Raw genomic sequence first — 20385 nt, 5'->3', positions numbered from 1 at the left:
TCTTATGATCAAGAAAATCTTGTATACAAGATTAATGAGGATGACAACCATAGGAGGGTATATCAATGAACATGACGTGGAGATGGTATGGTGAGGGCAATGACAATATCACGCTTGACCATATCCGGCAGATTCCGGGGGTTATGGGTATCGTCTGGTCTTTGCATGAGAAAGTAGCCGGTGAAGTGTGGGAAATGCAGCGGATTCAGGAAGTCGCCGATCAAATCACCAGCAAGGGCTTCAGCACGGCTGTGGTGGAGAGTGTCAACGTTCATGATGATATCAAAATCGGCTTGCCGAGCCGTGATAAATATATCGATATTTATATCGACACCATCCGCAAGCTGTCCAAAGTCGGCGTAAAGGTAATCTGCTATAATTTCATGCCGGTGTTTGACTGGACCCGTACGGAGCTCTACAAGGAATTGCCCGACGGCTCCAATGCCCTCTTTTATGAAAAGGCTGCCATTACCGATAACCCGCGTGAGATGGTCGACCGGATTCTTAAAGGAGCCGGGAAGTTCACCATGCCGGGCTGGGAGCCTGAGCGTCTGGCGAAGCTGGATGAGCTGTTCGCAGCCTATGCGGATGTGACCGAAGATAAGCTGTTCGAGAACCTCAAGTATTTCCTGGAACGCATTATTCCGGTGTGTGAAGAAGTGGATATTAAAATGGCCATTCACCCTGACGATCCGGCCTGGCCGATCTTTGGGCTGCCGCGCATTATCCGCAACCGGGAGATGATCCGCCGCTTCTTAAAATTGGTGGACAGCCCGTACAACGGTCTGACCTTCTGCACAGGATCACTTGGCACGAATCCGGAGAACGATCTGCCGGCGATGATCCGCGAGTTCCATGACCGTATTCATTTTGCCCATATCCGCAATGTGAAGGTGTATGAGAATGGCGATTTCATTGAGGTGTCGCATCGCGGGCGTGACGGAAGCGTCGATGTGGCGGAGGTTGTCAAGGCTTACCATGAGAATGGTTACACCGGCTATGTCCGTCCGGACCACGGGCGTCATCTCTGGGGCGAAGAGAAAAACTGTCGTCCAGGCTATGGGCTCTACGATAGAGCGCTGGGTATCATGTATTTACTTGGCGTCTGGGACAGCCTGGACAACGTCAAGGGGGCGAAATAAATGCTGCGCCTGAACAGAAGCAGTATCCAAAGGGAAGAGGCGGCCTGGACCGCTGCGGGAGTAAAGCTGCCGCTGTTCGACTATGAGCAGGTGGCGAGGAATACGGCGCAGAAGCCAGAGTGGATTCATTTCGGTGCAGGCAATATCTTCCGGGGATTTGTAGCCAATGCCCACCAGAAGCTGCTGGATAGCGGTAAGGCGGATACAGGTATCATCGCGGCGGAAACCTTTGATTTTGAAATGATCGATAAGGTTTACAAGCCATTTGACAATCTGACTCTGCTGGTGCTGATGAATGCACGCGGCGGTTTTCAGAAAAGAATCGTCAGCAGCATTGTAGAGGGAATTGCAGCGGACAAGAGCCGTGAAGCAGATTCCCGCCGGCTCACGGAAGTGTTCGAGAACCCCAGCCTGCAAATGGCCAGCTTCACCATCACGGAGAAGGGCTACTCGCTCACGGGTCCAAACGGAAAGTATCTGGGTATCGTGGACAAGGACATCGAGGGCGGACCGGAGCAGCCGGTTCATGCCATGAGCATTGTGGCCTCTCTTGCATACAAGCGTTATTTGAAGGGTGCTTATCCGTTGACCTTTGTCAGCATGGACAACTGCTCCCATAACGGCGACAAGCTGAAGAACGGTGTGGTGACGATTGCCAGGGAATGGGCGGCTAAGGGTCTGGTCGAGGCAGGCTTCGTGGCTTATCTGGAGAATGAGCAACTGATTGCTTTCCCGCTGTCGATGATCGACAAAATCACACCGCGCCCTTCGGAATCGGTGCAGGCGGCGCTGCTGGAGCAGGGAATCGGCGGTATGGATGTAATCATTACCTCCAAGAATACCTATACTGCCCCCTTCGTCAACGCGGAGATCAGTGAATATCTGGTGATTGAAGACAAGTTCACGAACGGCCGCCCTCCACTTGAGGAAGCGGGTATTATTTTCACCGACCGGGATACGGTCAATAATGTGGAGACGATGAAGGTCACTACCTGCCTCAACCCGCTGCATACTGCGCTTGCTGTATCCGGCTGTCTGCTTGGTTATACTCTGATCGCGGATGAGATGAAGGATGATACCCTGCGGAAGTTCGTGGAGATTATCGGCTATAAGGAAGGTCTGCCGGTTGTTGTAGACCCGGGCATTCTCAGTCCGAAGCAGTTCCTGGACGAAGTGCTGACCGAGCGTTTCGCCAATCCGTTCATCCCCGATACGCCGCAGCGAATTGCGACCGATACCTCGCAGAAGGTGGGTATCCGGTTCGGAGAAACGATTAAATCATATATCCGCCGGGAGGATCTGGACCCCGCGCAGCTGACAGCCATTCCGCTGGCCATTGCGCTCTGGTGCCGTTATCTGCTTGGAGTGAATGATGAAGGCGAAGCCTTCACACTGAGTCCTGATCCGCTGCTGGAAACACTGCAGGGACATCTTCAAGGGGTTGCCCTCGGAGACGGAGCCGCAAATGTGCGCCCGATTCTTGAAGATGAGCAGCTCTTTGGTGTCCCGCTCTATGCGATTGGCCTCGGAAGCAAGATTGAGGGCATGTTCCTGGAGATGCTTGCGGGTCCTGGAGCCGTGCGGAGAACCTTGGAGAAGTATTTGAGATAAGGGGAGGGGAGCCTGACGATGAAGGCTTTTATTCATGAGGATTTTCTGCTGCAGTCAGAAGAAGCCCGGGTACTCTACCATGAGTATGCCGAAGCTTTGCCCATTATCGATTATCATTGCCACCTCGACCCGGGGGCAATCGCTGAGAATAAGCGGTTTGGTAGTATAACTGAAGTATGGCTGGGCGGAGATCATTACAAATGGCGGGCGCTCAGAACGTTCGGAGTTGAAGAGAAATATATTACAGGCAATGCTTCAGAAGAAGAGAAGTTTGCCAAGTGGAGCGAGGTGCTGCCTTATACCGTAGGCAACCCGTTGTATCACTGGTCGGCGCTGGAACTGAAAGCTTACTTTGGCGTGGAGGAGCAGCTGAATCCGCAGAATTGGCGGCGGATTTATGACCACTGCAATCACTTGATTGCCCAGGACGGCTTCACGGCGCAAGGGCTGATTACCCGTTCCCGTGTGAAATGGATCTGTACAACGGATGATCCGGCTGACGATCTGCACTACCATGGGCAAATCGCCGGACAAAAGGAATTCCAGACCGGAGTCACACCGACCTTCAGGCCGGATAAAGCGCTGCAGATAGATTCGGATGCTTTTCCGGATTATGTGCGCAGTCTGGAGCAAGCTGTAGGCTATGCTATCACTTCTTATGCACTTATGGAACGCGCTTTGCTGGAGAGGATTGAATACTTCGACAAGCAGGGCTGCAAGGTCTCCGACCATGGATTCTCGCATCTTCCCTTTGCGGAGGCAGCGCCATCCGTTCTGGAAGCCATCTTCAGTAAACGCCTGAGCGGAGGAGCCTTAAGCCGCCTGGAGTCGGATCAGTATGCAACAGCTTTGTTCCTGGCAATGGGGCGCAAATACGCTGCCTGCGGATGGGCGATGCAGCTGCATATCGGAGCGATCCGCAACCCGAATTCGCGCAGGTTTCGAGAGCTGGGGCCGGACACGGGCTTCGATACCATCGGGGATGGCAGCTACGCGGACAGCTTGTACAAGCTGCTCGACGGACTGGAACGGACCGGAGAGCTTCCGCGGACGATTCTATACAATCTGAATGCGGTACAGAATGATGTGCTGGCTGCTATGGCGGGTTCTTTTCAGGGGGACGGAATCAAGGGGAAGATCCAATTCGGCTCGGGCTGGTGGTATAACGACCAAAAGGACGGCATGCTTAAGCAATTGACATCGTTGTCGAATCTGGGTCTGCTGAGCTGTTTTGTAGGGATGCTCACGGATTCCAGGTCCTTCCTGTCCTATACGCGGCATGAGTATTTCCGGCGGATTCTCTGCAATCTGGTCGGGGGCTGGGTCAAGAGCGGGGAAGCCCCAAGGGATCTGGTTTTCCTCGGAGGTATCATTCAGGACATTTGCTATCATAATGCCGAGCGGTATTTCGGGTTTCCTCTAGCCAAGTAACAAAATTTTCATCATTACTAAGGGGCTGGCAGTCTTTCCAAAGACCGCCAGTCCCTTATCTTGTTCCTACGCTTCGATTCCGTGTAGCGGCGTGAACAACAAAATCTCGGACTTCCTGTAGTGTTGGCAAGGCCGCAATTGCTGGTGCTCCTGGTCAGTATTGGCGACAATGACCAATTGAATCACGGATCACGGACGCAGTATTTCATCGGTTCCTTTGACGGATCGGTCTTTATGCCGGAGCACACTGATATCCGTTGGCTGGATTACGGCAAAGACAATTATGCGGGGGTCAGCTTCTCGGATATTCCAGGGGAATAAAGACTTGACAGCATTTTTGAAAGCGGTTATATTTATCTCGTAAACAATACGTTATATAACGTTATATAAAAAGGAGAGAGTTAAATGAACGTAAATCAAGTTGTTCAAAGTATCCGTGAAAAAGTGGCTGAAGGAATTTCAGAGATCTATTTTGTAGCTTGCGGGGGTTCACTGGTTGATATGTACCCAGCCAAGTATTTTCTTGATAGTGAAGCGAAAAAGCTGGTAGCAGGACTATACACGGCGAATGAGTTTGTTCATGCGTTGCCTAAACGTCTGGGTGCGCAATCCGTAGTCATCGTTTGTTCTCATGGCGGAAATACGCCGGAATCGGTAGCTGCGGCGCAATCGGCCAAAGAGCATGGCTCCCACACCATTGGTTTAACCCACAACAAGGAAGCCGCGTTGCTTAATTACTCCGATTATTCCTTCCTGTATGAATGGGGAGATGACAGCAACGTCATCAACAATCCGATGGCAATCATTTTGGATCTCGCCGCTCAATTGCTGCATGTGGTCGAGGGCTATGCGCATGTTGAGGCTTTTCAAAAAGGCCTGGAAACAATCAACGGCATCATCAACCAGGGGAAAAAGCAGGTTGCTCCACGTGCCCGTGTTTTTGCCGATAAGTACCGCAATGAGGAGCTTTACTATATCTTGACGAGTGGAGCTTCGTACGGACATGCTTATGGCTTTGCCATCTGCTCTTTGATGGAGATGCAGTGGGTTCATGCTGCTGCTATTCACTCCGGTGAATTCTTCCATGGTCCTTTTGAAGTGACGGATAAAGAAACACCTTTTATCCTGATGATCAATGAGGGGCGCACCCGTGAGCTGGATGAACGAGCCCGGACATTCCTGAACCAGTATGCGGCGAAAGTCGAAGTGATTGATGCCAAAGAGCTTGGAATTGGTACGATTGCTGATGAAGTTGTAGAATTCTTTAATCCGGTATTATTCTACAGTATTATTTGTGTCTATCGCGAGGCTCTTGCCGATGTGAGAAATCATCCGCTGGAAACCCGACGCTATATGGGAAAAGTAGCCTACTAAACGGGAGGTACAACCATGAAAGTCTTAGGGATTGGCGATAATGTAGTAGACAAGTATGTTCATCAACGTACAATGTATCCCGGCGGCAATGCGCTCAATTTCAGTGTTTTTGCCAAAGGGGAAGGTGTAGAGGCGGCTTTTCTCGGGGTCTTTGGCGATGATGACGAAGCACAGCTTGTGGAGCATACACTGCAGCAGCTTGCGATCGATATCTCACATTGCAGGCATTTCAGCGGAGAGAACGGTTGTGCACGTGTAACGCTGGAGAATGGGGAACGGATATTCCTGGGCAGCAACGAAGGCGGAGTGACCAGACTTAATCCTATTCTACTGAGCGAAGCCGACAAAGAATATATCTGCGGGTTTGACATTATGCATACAGGGCTGTACAGCCACACCGGACATCTGCTTGCGGAGCTGAATGAACTGGGGGTTCCCCTCTCTTTTGATTTCTCCGATGACTTTGAGGATGAGCAGGTAGAACGGTATATCGGGAATGCGGATTTTGCTTTCTTTTCCTGCAGCCATATGACAGACGAAGAGACGCGGAATTATATTGAAGCCAAACGCAGAAGAGACGGCCAGATATTGGTGGCAACACGCGGCGGCGACAGATCCATTGCCTATGATGGGGCATCCTTTTATTATCAGACCCCGGAGCTTATTGAGGCCGTGGATACGATGGGAGCAGGAGATTCTTATATTACAGCCTTTTTAATCAGTATGATCAAGGATGGGAATATTCAAACGGCCATGCAGGAGGGCTCCCGATTAGCGGCCAAGAGCTGTATGGTAGAAGGTTCCTTTGGATTCGGGGCCCGTTACTAATAACGGCAGCGTTCTGATCTTTGCTTGTGAATAAGAGAATCGTTTGTTATTCTAACCATAGAGTAATATAACGTTATATAACAAGTGAGGGTAAAGGATGTTAAATTCAGAAAAGGTAGAGCCCCTATATATACAATTGAAAAAAGCAGTCCAATCTGCCATTGCGAACGGAACCTTTAATCCCGGAGATAAAATCCCTACTGAAATTGAGCTTAGCGCGACTTACAATGTCAGCCGGATTACAGTAAGGAAAGCTATCGAGGAATTAGTGAGTGAAGGCTATTTGACGAAACGCCAGGGTAAGGGCACCTTTGTCAATGCGCTCAAGATTGGCCGCAAGATTGAGCATATTATCAGTTTCACGGCAGCCTGCAGTGCCAATGGAGTCTCTTCGCACAGCATCATTACCGAGAGGAAGAAGATTAGGGCCGACCAAGAAACCGCGGAGCGGCTGCAAATTCAGCAGGGTGAGCCGGTGCTCTATATTCAACGCAAAAGATATGCCGGTGAAAGACCGCTAATGCTGGAAAATAACTATTATCCGTTTGACAGGTTCTCATTTTTAATGGAAGAAAATCTGGAAGGCTCGGTGTATAATCTGCTGCGGGACCGTTATCAGATTGATCCCAACCAGCCGGGAGAGACGGTATTGCAAATTACCTTGGCCGATGAGCAGCAGGCTCAATTACTGGAGATTCCGATTGGCCAGCCATTGTTCTATATGAATACCATTATTTATGATCAGCACAGTCAGCCTGTTCATGTGGGCAAGCAGTATATCATCGGCGACCGTTATCAATTCACTTTGTAATTCATTCTGCTTCTTGCGGTAAGCGAGGAGCAGAAGGATTTATATAACGTTATAAGTCGTATTATTATTCGGCAGAAAGGCGTTGAAATCATGGATGCAGCTGCACATGGTTTAGCAGATAGAGTCCTGTTGTCTAATGCAGTATTTACAGGAAAAGAAAATAGCGCTTCACCGGCATTTATTGCCCTGAGAGGTGACTGTATCGTAGCGGTTGGCCATCCGGCAGAAGCGGAAAACTGGATTGGGCCTGCAACATTTGTTCACCATCTGAAGGATGCTTTCATTATGCCTGGCGTGCATGATAACCATGTGTTTTTTACCGGTTACATGTCTATGCACCGTGGTGTCGATCTGACAAATGCGGCTACGGTTGACGAAGCCCTGCAACTGCTTAAGCAAGAAGCAGAAAAAAGTCCTTCAGGTCAAAATGTATACGCTTACGGATGGAGCGGAGAGGATTGGGGACAGTCTCCGGAGCAAAGCTTATTGGACGAAGCCTTTCCTGAAAGGGTTGTAATCGCCATTAACCGGACAAAAAGTTATTGTTGGATGAATAAAACCGCCCAGCAGAAATATCAGTTTGCGCCGGATCAATGCAGTGCAGAATCACGTGCCCGTCTGCTGAATGACATGATGCAGGACAGGGCATTAGTCAGACAAGAGTTTTTGGACTTCGCCCGGATGCTTGCCAAGCGGGGCGTCACTTCTATAAAAGATATAGGCTTTGACAGGCACAGCGGTTTGCTGCCGGTCCTTGAAGAGCTGGAAGCAGCAGGGGAGCTGCCGCTGCGGGTTCATTTTGCGCTTGAACCTGTATTGCAGCCGATTGATATTCCTGCAGGGTTGCAGTACAAAGAGCGGTATCAAGGGGAGTTTCTTCGTTTTCAGGGATATAAGCTGATGATGGATGGTGTAGTAGCCGATCACACGGGAGATATGCTGGAGCCTTATGCTGATATGCCAGGTGTCACAACCTTGCGGCCCGTTGACTACGAAGCCATTGAAGCGGCTGTTCAAGCAGCGGACAGTCATGGAATAAAATGCTGTCTTACGGCTGAAGGGGATGCAGCGATCCGCAAGGCAGTAGACCTGATCGAAGGCTGTAACCGCAAGCGGGGAGAGCAGCGGATAAGACATTCAATCAGCGATTTGGAATATCCTCATCCTGATGATATTAAGCGAATGGGGAAAAATGGGATATTTGCCGAGGTATATGCTCAGATCCTGCTCTTAAATCCTTCCTACGAGGATGCTTACATGGCGGCCGTAGCCGGAAAAGAAAATGAAAGCCGGTTTTATAATTATATGTCCATGCTTGAAGCCAATGTTCCGATTACGATTGGTACGGATTTACCACTTTTCCTTACTAGTGTTCCTGATTCGCTATATGCGGCTTCTTATCGGTTGTTTCCTGATGGATCGCCGCCAGGAGGGTGGAATCCCGGGCAGGGAATGCCGGCATCTGAAGTCTTGAAGGCCTGGACTGTTAACGGTGCCAGACATTGCGGCATGGAAGAGTGTACAGGAACTCTGGAAGTCGGAAAAGCAGCTGATATAGCAGTATTTGACCGTAATCTACTGGATACAACAGCAACCGGGATTAGAGACACACATGTGATTTTGACAATTAGCGCGGGTAGAATCACCTATGATGCTTCCAGGAACGAGGGATAGAAATGGAAACGGCTAAACGTAAATTTAAATGGTCCCTTCCTCATAGTTATACATTGATTTTTCTGATTATAGTGGCAATTGCCGGTTTAACCTGGATTGTCCCGAGCGGCCAATTCGACCGGCAGGAGGTTATGGTGGACGGGTCTTCCCGGACAGCCATTATCCCGGGAACCTATCATACCGTTCCCAAAATCAGTGAGCAAGGGGATTTGAGGCAAGGATTTGCCCAAATTGCCAGTGCGCCGATGGAAGGCATTATCAATGCTGCCGATGTTGTTGCCTTCGTCCTGATCGTAGGCGGAGCCTTTGGAATCATTCTGCAGACTGGGGCGATTGACCGAGCGCTCATGGCTTTAGCCGGCAGGCTCAAAACTAAAGGAATATTGTTGATTCCGATCGCCATGGTGATTTTCAGCCTGGGGGGTTCCACCTTTGGGATGAGTGAAGAGATCATTCCGCTGTACGCTATTTTTATCCCGCTGATGTTTGCCCTGGGCTTTGACTCCATGACGGCGATCCTCATCCTTTTCCTCGGAACACAGATCGGCTATGTCGGATCAACCGTCAATCCGTTCTCTGTATTGATTGCACAAGGTGTAGCAGGCGTGCAGGGTAATCCGCAGTTATGGCTGAGATTTATTGAATGGGTTGTTTTTACGGCGATCTCAATCGGTTTTACCATGTGGTATGCACATCGGGTGAAGAAGAACCCGGAGAGATCGGTAGTCTTCCAGAACGATATTCTTAACCGTCAGCATTTTATCAAGGATACCGATGGGATAGTCGTTAGTTTCTCGAACCGGGATAAACTCATTATTGGGGGCTTTATCGTCACCCTGGGGCTTATTGTATGGGGGATATTGAACAAAGGCTGGTATATGACTGAGATTGGCGCACTTTTCTTTGCACTTGGCATTTTTTCGGGTATTGTCACCCGGATGAACCAGAAGGAAATCGCCGAGAATTTTGTCAAAGGCTGTGGAGAATTTATCTACGCTGCTGTAATCATTGGCCTGGCCCGGGGAATTCTCGTCGTTGCAGAGAACGGGATGATTATCGATACTATTCTAAACGGGCTTGCAACCATGCTTGAGGGGTTGCCGAATTACCTATTCACCACCATCATGCTGATTGTTCATAATATTATAACGTTCCTGGTCCCTTCTTCATCGGGGGAAGCAGCTTTAACGATGCCTGTGCTTGCACCTTTAGGCGATCTTGTAGGCGTTAACCGCGAAGCGGTAGTAACCGCATATCAGTTCGGAAACGGATTGACGAATCTGATCTCTCCAACGGGCGGGGTATTGCTGGCAGGTCTGGCCATCGGTCGTATCAATTTTGGACAATGGCTGAAGGTGATTCTCAAGCTGTTTCCGATTCTCTGGCTGGTGGCGGCGGTTTTTGCTGCAATTTCCTCAGCTGTGGGCATGTAGTGAATAATATGAAGCACGGGTGCCCCAAAGCATGAAATGACTTTGGGGCACCCCATGTTATTTTGAGCAGGATGGGCTTAAAGCGATGGACGCCGCCCTTTGCTGGTGTACTCTGCTCTTATTTACCGCTCCACAATGCAACACGGTCCTGCACAAATTTGGTATAGCCCTGTTCCATTTTTTTCACTCCGGCTTTGTCTAGATCTGCCATGTAGGCATCCCAGATTTTATCGAAGTCAGCCGGTTTGGCCAGGATGGCTTGAGGAATGCGCTTCCACGTAATGTCTCTCATTTTGTTGCCCAGAATGGAGACCTCATCCTCGCCCGGAATGGCGATGTTCCATGCGGCTCCATATGCTTTTTCCTTGAATTCTTCTTCTTTCGGGAAGAGATCCTTCCAGGTGGTGGCTTTGTAGGCCGTTAAGGTTTCCTTTTCAACGTCACTGTAGCCGAGCACCAGCTGTTCAGGGAAGTTCTTGGTGTAATAGTTGCCGGTCGAATCCTTGGCTCCGTCTCCATAGTGGACCATCATATTCCAATAGAAGCCGATGCCTGATTCCTTGGTGAATGCTGTATTGTCATTGTTAATCCGGTCCTGAACATCGGCAGGAACCACCCGTTTGCCGTTCTCGACCTTATAATGCTTGCCTTCAATGCCCCAGTTATTCAGAATTTGTCCTTCGTCGGATGCAAGGTAGTCCAGGAACTTGATGGTGCGGACCGGATCAGGGTTGGTGCTGGAAATCGAGATCCCGTAACCGCCCATGAAGCCGGTAGGCCAGAAGCTGGTTTCTTTATATTCTTTCTTTAGTGTTACCGGATAGTGACCGTAGGTCTGCTCAAATTTGCCTGCTGTCTTCAGTGCCTGCTGGGCGTCATTGAAGTCCCAGTCCTGGTCAATCAGGCCAAGTACACGTCCGGTGGCGACTTTGGCTTTGTACTGGTCATACTTCTGCACAAAGCTTTCCTTGTCGAGCAGGCCGATGTCATTCATGTGGTTCAGCCAGCGGAAATATTCTTTCTCTTCCGGACGGCGGAAGTGGTAGATCGCTTCATGTGTTTCCTGATCAACATAGTATTCCCCGTCATCCGAGCCGCCCGTTGTGGACACGGCAGGGTTGGTTACAGAAATGTACATATGCCAGTCATCCGCGTTCAGGGAGACCCCAATGTTTTTGTTGCCGTTCTCATCGGTCGGATGCTTCTTCAGGTAGGCTTTGATCACATTTTCATAATCCGTAACCGTCTTGATCTCCGGATATCCTGCTTCCTTCACCACCCGGTGCTGCAGCTCGAATCCGCCGCCGGCCACGAATTTCTTCTCATCTACCGCTGCCCAGGTCGGGATGGCATAGATGGACTGGTCTTCATTGGTATACTTCGCCCGGGCGAGGTTGTCGCCGAGCACACGCTTGATGTTGGGCGCATATTTATCGATAAGTTCCGTCAGATCGATCACCGCTCCGGCATCGACCAGTTTGCCGATATCGGCTTTGGCGGAGATGATGTCGGGATATTCACCGCCTGCTGCGATCAGGGCGATTTTTTGCTGCGGGTCGCCCACAGCAAATTCCGCATCGAGAGTAACGCCAGTTTTTTCAGTGATCTGTTTACTGACATCGTCCTTCATATTATTCCAGTTCGGATTCGGATCTTCTGCGAAGAAGGAGAGTGTGAGAGGGCTTAAATCTTCGGCTTTCGCCGTAGCCTCTGCAGTTGGACTGGCATTGCCTCCATTAGCAGCCTTAGTAGCCTCGGCATTGTCTGCCGTATTCTTCTTATTGCCCGAACCGCTGCAGCCTGCCAGCACACTGAGGAGCAAGGTCAAGACCATCAGCAGCACGTACGGTTTCACTTTCTTTCTTGTCATGAATAGAAACCCTCCCTTTTTCTCGTCAAAAATGTATTGTATACACAGGCAAAGCCTGATGATACCGCAAGCGGACTAGCTTTTTACTGAACCCAGCGTCATGCCCTTGACGAAGTAGCGCTGCAGAAACGGATAGATGACCAGGATAGGAACGGTAACCACGATCGTGATCGCCATTTTGACGGATTCGGGGGAAATTTGCGCCATCACCTCGGTCATATTGCGGCCGCGGAAATTATCCGCATTGGTGGTCGTGCTCTGGATGACCTTCATCAGCTCAAACTGCAGGGTAGTCAGCCCGTCCTTGGAACCGTTGTAGAGATAGGTGTCGAACCAGGCATTCCACTGGCCGACGGCCAGGAACAGGGCAATGGTCGCCAGCGCCGGTTTGGTCAGCGGAAGAATGACTCGCCAGTAAATGGTGAAGTCATTGGCCCCGTCCAGCTTGGCGGATTCCTGCAAGGCGTAAGGCAGGCCATCGATAAAGGAACGGATGACGAATACATTGAATGCGCTGACAAGACCGGGGAGGACATATACGCCGAAGGTCCCCATCATATGCAGATTCTTGATCAGAATGTAGAAGGGAATCAGACCGCCCGAGACATACATTGTCAGTGCCAGAAAAGTAGAGACGAGCTTGCGTGCCTGAAAGTCCACACGGCTCAGGGTGAAAGCCAGCATAGAGGCGCTGACCAGTCCGAGGATCGTGCCGATGACTGTACGCAGAACGGAAATCTTGAGACCGGTCATCAGCCCGGAATAGGCAAAGATCGTCTCATAGTTCTTGAACGTAAACACGCGGGGAAACACGGTAATCCCGCCTTTGATGCTGTCCGTAGAGTCGTTAAAAGAAATCGCCAGCACATTCAGAAAAGGATATAACGTGGCGATGGTCACCACGGTAATCGCAACATAGACTACCAAATCGAAGATACGGTCCGACCAGGACGCGGCGGCCAGTTTATTATTCAGCATAAGGGCCTCCTAAATGATGCTTTCCTTGGTTATTTTTTTGAAAATACCGTTCGCGACGAACAGCAGAATCACACTCACCACAGAGTTGAAGATGTTGATGGCTGTACCGAAGGAGAAGCGTCCCATGCCGAGCCCGTAGTTCAGTGCGTACAGGTCCAGTGTCTGGGAATAGTCACGCACCAGATTGTTGCCCAGCAGGAACTGCTTCTCGAACCCGATACTGATTAAGTGGCCGATGGAAATGATCAGCAGGATTACAATCGTCGTCCGGATACCCGGTAAGGTAATGTTCCGCACCTGCTGCAGCCGGCTGGCACCATCTACTCTTGCTGCTTCATACAGCTCCGGGCCGATGCCCGAGATGGCCGCGAGATAGATGATCGTGTTCCAGCCGGTTTCCTTCCAGACATCGGAAGCGGTGACGATGCCCCAGAACATGTTGCCTTTGGCCATGAATTGGATAGGTTCGCTAATCAGATGCAGACTCATCAGCAGGTCGTTCACCGCACCATTGTCGGTAGAGAGCATTTTGGTAATAATCCCGGCAGCAACCACCCAGGACACGAAGTGGGGCAGATAGGAGACCGTCTGTACAAAACGTTTCAGAAACATCAGCCGCAACTCGTTCAGGAGGACGGCGAAGATAATGGGAATAATGAATCCGGCCAGCAGGCCCATGATACTCATTGCCAGTGTGTTCCGGAGGGCGTTGAAGAACTGCTCATCCTGGAACAGCTCCTTGAAGTACTTCAGCCCGACCCATTTCTGCTCGAAAAAGGATTTACCCGGCTTATATTTCTGAAACGCCATCGTCCATCCCCACAAAGGCAGGTAGTTGAATACAAATGCCCAAAGCACAAACGGAACAGACATCATATAGAGATATTTCTGCTCCAGGAACTTTGGCCAAAAGCGTGAGGCAGGCTTCTTAGGCACCGGCTCGACTTTAGCGGTAATCGCTTTCATTTATGTCCCTCCTTCGATATGGCCTTATCATAATCCACGGGCAATCCGGGAAACACCCGAACATTTGATTTAAAAAACCGGGAGGAATCCGCTTTTTTCGTAAGCGTTTTCTGAAAAAAAGAGTTCATACAGAGCTTTTTCTGCGGTAGTCGGAGGGGGAAACGCCTTCAACCTTCTTGAACTTTTCCCGGAAATAATCCACATCGCTGAAGCCGACTTCGCTTGCGGCCTGATGGATTTTACAGCCCTGGTCCAGCAGTTCTTTGGCTTTTTCGATGCGGACTTTGTCCAGATAGCTGTTGAAGGAGAGGCCCGTGCTGCTCTTGAAAAGCTTGCCTAGATAGGCGCTGCTGTAAGTGAACACTTCGGCCAGTGTATCCAGCTTCAGATTCTCATGGGAATGGCGGTGGATGAGGTCCAGCATCCGTTTCATTAAGACCTCCATATCGTCATGGGCTATTCCGCCTGCATATTGCTCCAGAAGATGTATGACATGCGCTTGCAGCCTGGACAGGGAGGTGTGCTTGTAGATTTGCTCAATTTGCTCATCCATTCCGCTATGCAGCTGGTCCAGCTCCCTGTAATGGAGTGAGAGCTTGTTGATCAGATAGGTGACCAGGCGTACATAACGCGATTTTATCGCCATTTCTGAATAACAGGCGGCGATCATCAGCTCTCCGGCTTCCCCGATCAGAGAGGATAGGACCTCACGGCTCCCGATATCCATGGCAAAAAACAGCCGTTCCATCACAGACGTGAGGCTGGATTCCACTTCCTCGCTGTTTACAGGCAGCCCTTGCTTCAGCTTGAGGGAGTCCGGTCCGATCATCCCCGGCTCATCGTAGAAAAAATGCTCCTTCATCCGGGCCAGCGCCGACTGGTGGGAGCGGGGGACTTCCTGCAGCGTGTCCACCATATCGCCCGCGGCTATGATACAGTCGAGCCCTTGGGCGGTTACAGCTTCCTGAATATTCTGGACCATCAGTTTGCGTACAAGCTCCTTCTGAAACGAAGGCTGCAGCAAAACGCCTAAATAAGAGTCCAGTGAGAAGACAATGCCCCACTCCTGTTCTTCGAAGCTGGCCGCAAGCCTCGTCTTGACAGCCGTTGAAGGGCCGTTGTCCGCGTGGTCCTGAAGCAGCAGCCGGATCAGGACGACCTGATAGGAATCCCAGAGCAGGCCGGATTCCAGCACCGATGCATCCATGGAGGGCGATGCCTGCGGGTTGTTCTCCATCAGCAGGGACTGGACCAGCATTTCCCGGCTCCATATTTTGACGGCGGCATGCTTCTTCCGGTGGACGACCCGTGCGGCAAGCTCTGCGGACAGAGTGGACAGATAACGATGCAGTTCATCCTCGTCCACCGGCTTCAGCAGATAATTGTCGATCCCAAAAGTCATCGCACGCTTGGCATAGCTGAAATCCGCATACCCGCTGAGGATGATGATGTGCATCTCCGGGTCATCTTCCCGCAGCTCCTGAATAAGCTCCAGACCGTCTCTGCCGGGCATCCGGATATCGACAATCATCAGATCCGGGGAATAGAGCTCATATTTTTGCTTCGCTTCTATGGCGTTCGCTGCAGTATCAACGACCTGATAGCCCAGGCTCTCCCAATCCAGCAGTGCCGCAAGTCCCTCACGGATCGCCAGCTCATCATCCACAATCAGTACACTATACATAAGAATCTCTCCTCAGGGGAATCGCAAAGCTGATCTGCGTGCCGAAGCCGTTCTGGCTTGCCAGGGTCAGCCCGTATTCCGGGCCGTATGTCAGCTTGAGCCGCAAATGAATATTGCGCATCCCGATATTATTGGTTTCATAGTCATCCTTGTCCTTAAGCATCTCCCGGATTTCTTGCATCCGCTCTTTGGAAATGCCGGTTCCATTGTCTGAGACCTGGACTTTGAGCTGCTCGTCTTCAATACGGATATCCACCCGGACCATGCCGCCGTCGATCTGATCTTCCAGCCCGTGGACCACGCAGTTCTCCACCAGCGGCTGAATAATGAGCGGGGGAATCTGCACAAGGTTTGCGTTGGGATCTACGTGAAGCTCATAAGCGAGCCTGTCATCATAGCGGAATTTCTGGATAACCAGATAGCAGCCCACGGTTTCCAGCTCGCTTTGCAGGCTGATCATCCCGTTGCCGACCTCCAGGTTCTTGCGCATCATCTTCCCCAGCAGCCGCACAACCTGCGAAATATCAGCCTGTCCCCTGACATGGGCCTTCATCCGGATGGATTCCAGGGCATTGAACAGAAAATGGGGATTGATCTGGCTGGCCATCATTTTGAATTTGATCTCATTCTGCTTCAGCAGGGTGGCATTTCTTTGCCGGTTGGATTCCTGGACCTCACGCATCAGGTCGTTAATGTTCCGCACCATATGATTGAATTGTCTGGCCAGCTGGCCGATTTCATCTTTACCGTCAATCACAAGGGTGGCCTCCAGATTGCCGGACCCGACTTTGGAAATATGCTTGCTTAGGTGCAGCATCCGTCCCGTGAGCAGCCGCGAGAAATAGTAGATCAGCAGAACGGCCATAATTAATGCGGAGATAATCACTGAAGAAGCCAGCGAAATAATCCGGTTGGGCTCCCTGACAATACTTTCCACGGAGAAGATCGAGATGATGCGCAGGCTGTTCAGGCTTCCTCCCGGCTGCCAGTCATCAATCAGCATTTTGAAAGGTTTGCCGTCAATCGATACGTCATAGGGCCCTTGTCCGGCAGCGGATACGGCCTTGAAGTCAATATCATTCAGTGTTTTGCCGAGGGTATCCGTGCGGTTGGAGGCCACAATGTGATCGTTCTCGTCCACAATGAGGGTTTCAAAGGATTCCTGGTTCAGGATGCTGTTAAGTTTGTCCGTATTTACGTTCACAACCAGAACCCCGGAGGTCCGCTGCTTAAAAAAATCAACCTTGCGGATCAGGCTGAGATAATTTTGGCCATCACGGGTATCGAGAATATAATTCCAGCAGACGAGCCCCTTCTGGGCCATCGCGATTTGGTACCAGGGCTCCTGTGTGACCTGCTCATCCGCCTGTAGAAACTCCCAGTTGTCCAGAACCGTCGGGTTATCGATATACAGGCGGATACTGGAGATTTCACGGTACAGCCGGACGAATTCACGAAAATCGGGGTAGTTCCAGTAGGCTTGCACCACATCGTATACTGACACGTACCGGTGGTTGGCGGCCTCCTCCAAGCGGCTGTCATTGGACAGACGGTAAGCGATGTCGAGGGGGACATTCAGCATTTCGCCGGTCCGCTTCTTCACCCGGTCTACATTGGCTGTAATCTGTTTCAGGGCATTGCCCATCGCCATATTCCGCAGCTCACTCGTCAGGAACACCCCCACAATCAATACCGGAACCAGCGCGACACAGCCAAAGGACAAGAATAGCTTGGTTCTGAGCCGCAAATTGTTCATCAGGGTAATGATACGGGCATACAAGAAAATAACACCTCCATCTTTATGGTTGATAACGCTTACACGAAAGTATAACGTGAAATGCAATCCCAATATATGTAACCATTTATGCATTTATTGTCCTTAGTTATGATCTTTATGTAAAAAAACAGGACAACGGGTCTCATTTCCCGTTGTCCTGTTTCTAGCTGTGTTGCAGAACGCTTTCCAACTGTACAAATTTTCTGAATATGGCTTAGTTGCTGCGCTGCAGGCTTTGACCATTCGTGGCGATGACATCCTTATACCAGTGGAAGGATTTCTTGCGGTATCGCTCCAGGGTGCCTGAGCCATCATCGTGACGGTCAACATATATGAACCCGTATCGCTTGCTCATCTGGGCTGTAGAGGCGCTGACCAGGTCAATGCAGCCCCACGATGTATATCCCATGACTTCAATGCCATCTTCAATGGCTTCACCTACCTGAACCAGGTGATCGTTCAAATATTGAATCCGGTAATCATCCTCGACCGTCGGTAGGCCATCTTCACCCGTAACCAGCTTGTCCACGGCGCCCAGTCCATTCTCTACAACAAACAACGGCTTCTGATACCGGTCATGGAACATATTCATGACATAGCGCAGGCCCTGCGGATCAATCTGCCAGCCCCATTCACTGGCCTTCAGATATGGATTGGCCACACCGCTGAACAGATTGCCTTCCAATTCCGCACGTTTGCTGCTATCCGCTGTTTCACAGAGGCTCACATAATAGCTGAAGGAGATGAAATCCACCGTGTGCTTCAGAATATCAGCATCTCCCGGCTCCATATGAATCTCAATGCCATTCTCTCTGAAGAAACGTTTCATGTAGCCTGGATAGATGCCCCGTGCATGTACATCGGCAAAGAAATAGTTCTTGTGCTCGGCTTCCATGACTGCAATCACATCATCCGGATTCGGTGTGAGCGGATAGGTCGGCATACTCAGCACCATACAGCCGATTTTGGCCTCGGGATTAATCTCATGACCCATCTTTACCGCCAGGGCGCTGGCAACGAATTCGTGATGTATAGCCTGGTAGAGGTCCTGCTTGCTAAGCTCCTTCTTCGGAGTATAGATCCCTCCGCTCATGAACGGCTCTTCCAGAATCGAGTTGATCTCGTTGAAGGTCAGCCAATACTTCACTTTATCCTTGTAACGGGTGAACACTGTTCTTGCATAACGCTCATAAAATCCCACCAGCTTGCGGTTGACCCAGCCGTCATATTGCTTAGACAAATGCAGAGGTGTTTCATAATGGGAGAGGGTGACCAGTGGTTCAATGCCGTATTTATGGAGTTCGTCGAACAGGTCGTCATAGAACTGCAGCCCCTGTTCATTCGGCTCGGTTTCATCGCCATTCGGAAAGATCCGTGACCAGGCAATGGAGGTGCGGAACACCTTGAAGCCCATTTCGGCAAAGAGCCGGATGTCTTCCTTATACCGGTGGTAGAAATCTATGCCGGTGAGCTTCAGATTATCTTCGGTAGGCACCTTCGTAACCGGGCCTTTGATGCCTTGCGGAGCCACATCCTGGGTGGACCAGCCTTTGCCGTCTTCTTGATACGCACCTTCACACTGGTTCGCGGCTACGGAGCCGCCCCACAGAAATCCGTCCGGAAATTGTACACTCATTTGAGATCCCGCCTTTGATAGGGTATTGGATGATTTATGGTAAGCTAATATTGTTTCCTTCAGGTTGAATGCTAACCGTTGTAACGCGTTACATGTCAAGTGTTATTTTGAAAAGATTATGGGTGTAAGGAGATAGATCATGTCGAATCTGGATCAAATTGCGAAGCTGGCAGGCTTCTCCAAAGCAACAGTCTCCAGGGTTCTGAATAACTCCCCTCATGTCAGTCCGGAGACAAGGGATACCATTCTGGCCATTATGAAGCAGCTGGATTACGTTCCAAACGGCAATGCCGTCTCCTTGTCGAAAGGGCGAACCCTGCAGATCGGGATGTGTGCGGAGGGGATCAACGAAGCGATGCTGCCTTTTCTGAACAGCTTTGTGGAGACGGCCAGCCAGAACGGTTATCAGACCATTGTCTATACCTCGGGCGGAGATGCGAAGCAAGAACTGAAGGCCTTTGAGGATCTGCGGAGAAAAAGAGTGGATGCGCTGGTCATAATCACCTGTGTCAACGATCATGCCCTGTTAGGCTCTTATTGCAAATACGGCCCGATTGTCTCCTGGCAGCGGATGGAGCTTCCGGAGATCCGCTCGGTCGCCATGAATCAATATGACGGGTACAAGCTGGGTGTGGAGCATGTCATTGAACAAGGGTGCACCCGTATTGCTAACGCGCTTGGCCGGCCTAGCAGCATGAATACGCTCAGCCGGCTGGAGGCGTATGAGGAGATGATGAAGAAGCACCATCTTCCTATACGGCACGAATGGTCGCTTACCGGCATCTATTCGATCCGCGATGGAGAGCGGGTGGTCCGGGAATTGCTGCTTGGCGGCGGAGAACGTCCGGATGCCGTGCTGTGCGCCAACGATCTGGTGGCGGCCGGGCTCTTGAATGAAGCGCGCAGGCAGCGGATCAGGGTCCCGGAAGACTTGGCGATTGTCGGCTTTGACAATACGGAGCTCGCGCATACGCTGGGGATCACCTCTATTGACAACCCGATTGCCGCCCAGGCGCAGAACGCCTTCTATCTGCTGCTGGAGAAGCTGAACCAAGCAGAGTCCGTGCAGCAGAAGCTGCAGTTCAGTCTGGTCAAGCGGGTGACTACCTGAGCTTGATCGTGGGGTTGCTGCGGGGCGAATTCTTTTATAATTCTCAAAGATGAGACGGG

At 50.7% G+C, this 20385-nt stretch carries 15 protein-coding genes and 1 pseudogene; 10 read left to right on the top strand and 6 right to left on the bottom strand.

Annotated features, from left to right (window positions below; all coding sequences use genetic code 11):
* Positions 1–65: 65 nt before the first annotated feature.
* The 9 genes and pseudogenes from uxuA to A3848_RS13695 all read left to right on the top strand — a co-directional run bounded on the left by uxuA (position 66) and on the right by A3848_RS13695 (position 10304).
* Positions 66–1142 (top strand): mannonate dehydratase, encoded by a 1077-nt coding sequence (gene uxuA, locus A3848_RS13735; RefSeq protein ID WP_074085506.1) that lies wholly within the window; start codon positions 66–68, stop codon positions 1140–1142.
* Positions 1143–2753, top strand: a complete 1611-nt coding sequence (locus A3848_RS13730) for a mannitol dehydrogenase family protein (protein ID WP_074085505.1) — start codon at positions 1143–1145, stop codon at positions 2751–2753.
* An 18-nt stretch (positions 2754–2771) separates the two neighbouring features.
* Positions 2772–4184 (top strand): glucuronate isomerase, encoded by a 1413-nt coding sequence (uxaC, locus tag A3848_RS13725; RefSeq protein ID WP_074085504.1) that lies wholly within the window; start codon positions 2772–2774, stop codon positions 4182–4184.
* A 144-nt stretch (positions 4185–4328) separates the two neighbouring features.
* Positions 4329–4496 (top strand): annotated as a pseudogene (locus A3848_RS13720) (glycoside hydrolase family 32 protein); the annotation flags it as partial.
* Positions 4497–4589: 93 nt separating this feature from the next.
* Entirely contained in the window at positions 4590–5558 is a 969-nt protein-coding gene (locus A3848_RS13715; RefSeq protein ID WP_074085503.1) for an SIS domain-containing protein, read from the top strand.
* Positions 5559–5573: 15 nt separating this feature from the next.
* On the top strand, positions 5574–6386 hold the full coding sequence (locus A3848_RS13710) for a fructoselysine 6-kinase (protein ID WP_074085502.1): 813 nt from the start codon (positions 5574–5576) through the stop codon (positions 6384–6386).
* A 136-nt stretch (positions 6387–6522) separates the two neighbouring features.
* A complete protein-coding gene (locus A3848_RS13705; protein WP_256701865.1) occupies positions 6523–7197 on the top strand; it encodes a GntR family transcriptional regulator in 675 nt (224 codons plus the stop codon).
* A 90-nt stretch (positions 7198–7287) separates the two neighbouring features.
* On the top strand, positions 7288–8871 hold the full coding sequence (locus tag A3848_RS13700; RefSeq protein ID WP_074085500.1) for an amidohydrolase: 1584 nt from the start codon (positions 7288–7290) through the stop codon (positions 8869–8871).
* A gap of 2 nt (positions 8872–8873) precedes the next feature.
* Entirely contained in the window at positions 8874–10304 is a 1431-nt protein-coding gene (locus tag A3848_RS13695) for a YfcC family protein (protein WP_074085499.1), read from the top strand.
* A gap of 118 nt (positions 10305–10422) precedes the next feature.
* On the opposite strand, the gene A3848_RS13690 is transcribed toward A3848_RS13695, so the two are convergent.
* The 6 genes from A3848_RS13690 to A3848_RS13665 form a co-directional block, all read right to left on the bottom strand.
* Positions 10423–12174 carry an ABC transporter substrate-binding protein gene (locus tag A3848_RS13690; protein WP_074085498.1) on the bottom strand — a complete coding sequence of 584 codons (1752 nt, stop codon included), beginning with the start codon at positions 12172–12174 and terminating at the stop codon, positions 10423–10425.
* Positions 12175–12249: 75 nt separating this feature from the next.
* Complete coding sequence (locus A3848_RS13685) at positions 12250–13152, bottom strand: carbohydrate ABC transporter permease (protein ID WP_074085497.1); 903 nt, start codon at positions 13150–13152, stop codon at positions 12250–12252.
* 9 nt (positions 13153–13161) lie between these two features.
* Complete coding sequence (locus A3848_RS13680) at positions 13162–14118, bottom strand: ABC transporter permease (protein WP_074085496.1); 957 nt, start codon at positions 14116–14118, stop codon at positions 13162–13164.
* 124 nt (positions 14119–14242) lie between these two features.
* A complete protein-coding gene (locus tag A3848_RS13675) occupies positions 14243–15802 on the bottom strand; it encodes a response regulator transcription factor (protein WP_074085495.1) in 1560 nt (519 codons plus the stop codon).
* A complete protein-coding gene (locus A3848_RS13670; RefSeq protein WP_074085494.1) occupies positions 15795–17582 on the bottom strand; it encodes a sensor histidine kinase in 1788 nt (595 codons plus the stop codon). Before A3848_RS13670 ends, A3848_RS13675 begins: the two co-directional genes overlap by 8 nt.
* A gap of 211 nt (positions 17583–17793) precedes the next feature.
* Positions 17794–19215, bottom strand: a complete 1422-nt coding sequence (locus A3848_RS13665; protein WP_074085493.1) for a glycoside hydrolase family 1 protein — start codon at positions 19213–19215, stop codon at positions 17794–17796.
* 139 nt (positions 19216–19354) lie between these two features.
* Between A3848_RS13665 and A3848_RS13660 the strand changes: the two genes are divergently transcribed.
* Complete coding sequence (locus A3848_RS13660) at positions 19355–20326, top strand: LacI family DNA-binding transcriptional regulator (RefSeq protein WP_074085492.1); 972 nt, start codon at positions 19355–19357, stop codon at positions 20324–20326.
* Positions 20327–20385 lie beyond the last annotated feature (59 nt).

The organism is Paenibacillus sp. P32E, from assembly GCF_001909085.1.
GTDB lineage: Bacteria > Bacillota > Bacilli > Paenibacillales > Paenibacillaceae > Paenibacillus_AQ > Paenibacillus_AQ helianthi.
This window is presented reverse-complemented; position numbering and strand designations above follow the sequence as displayed.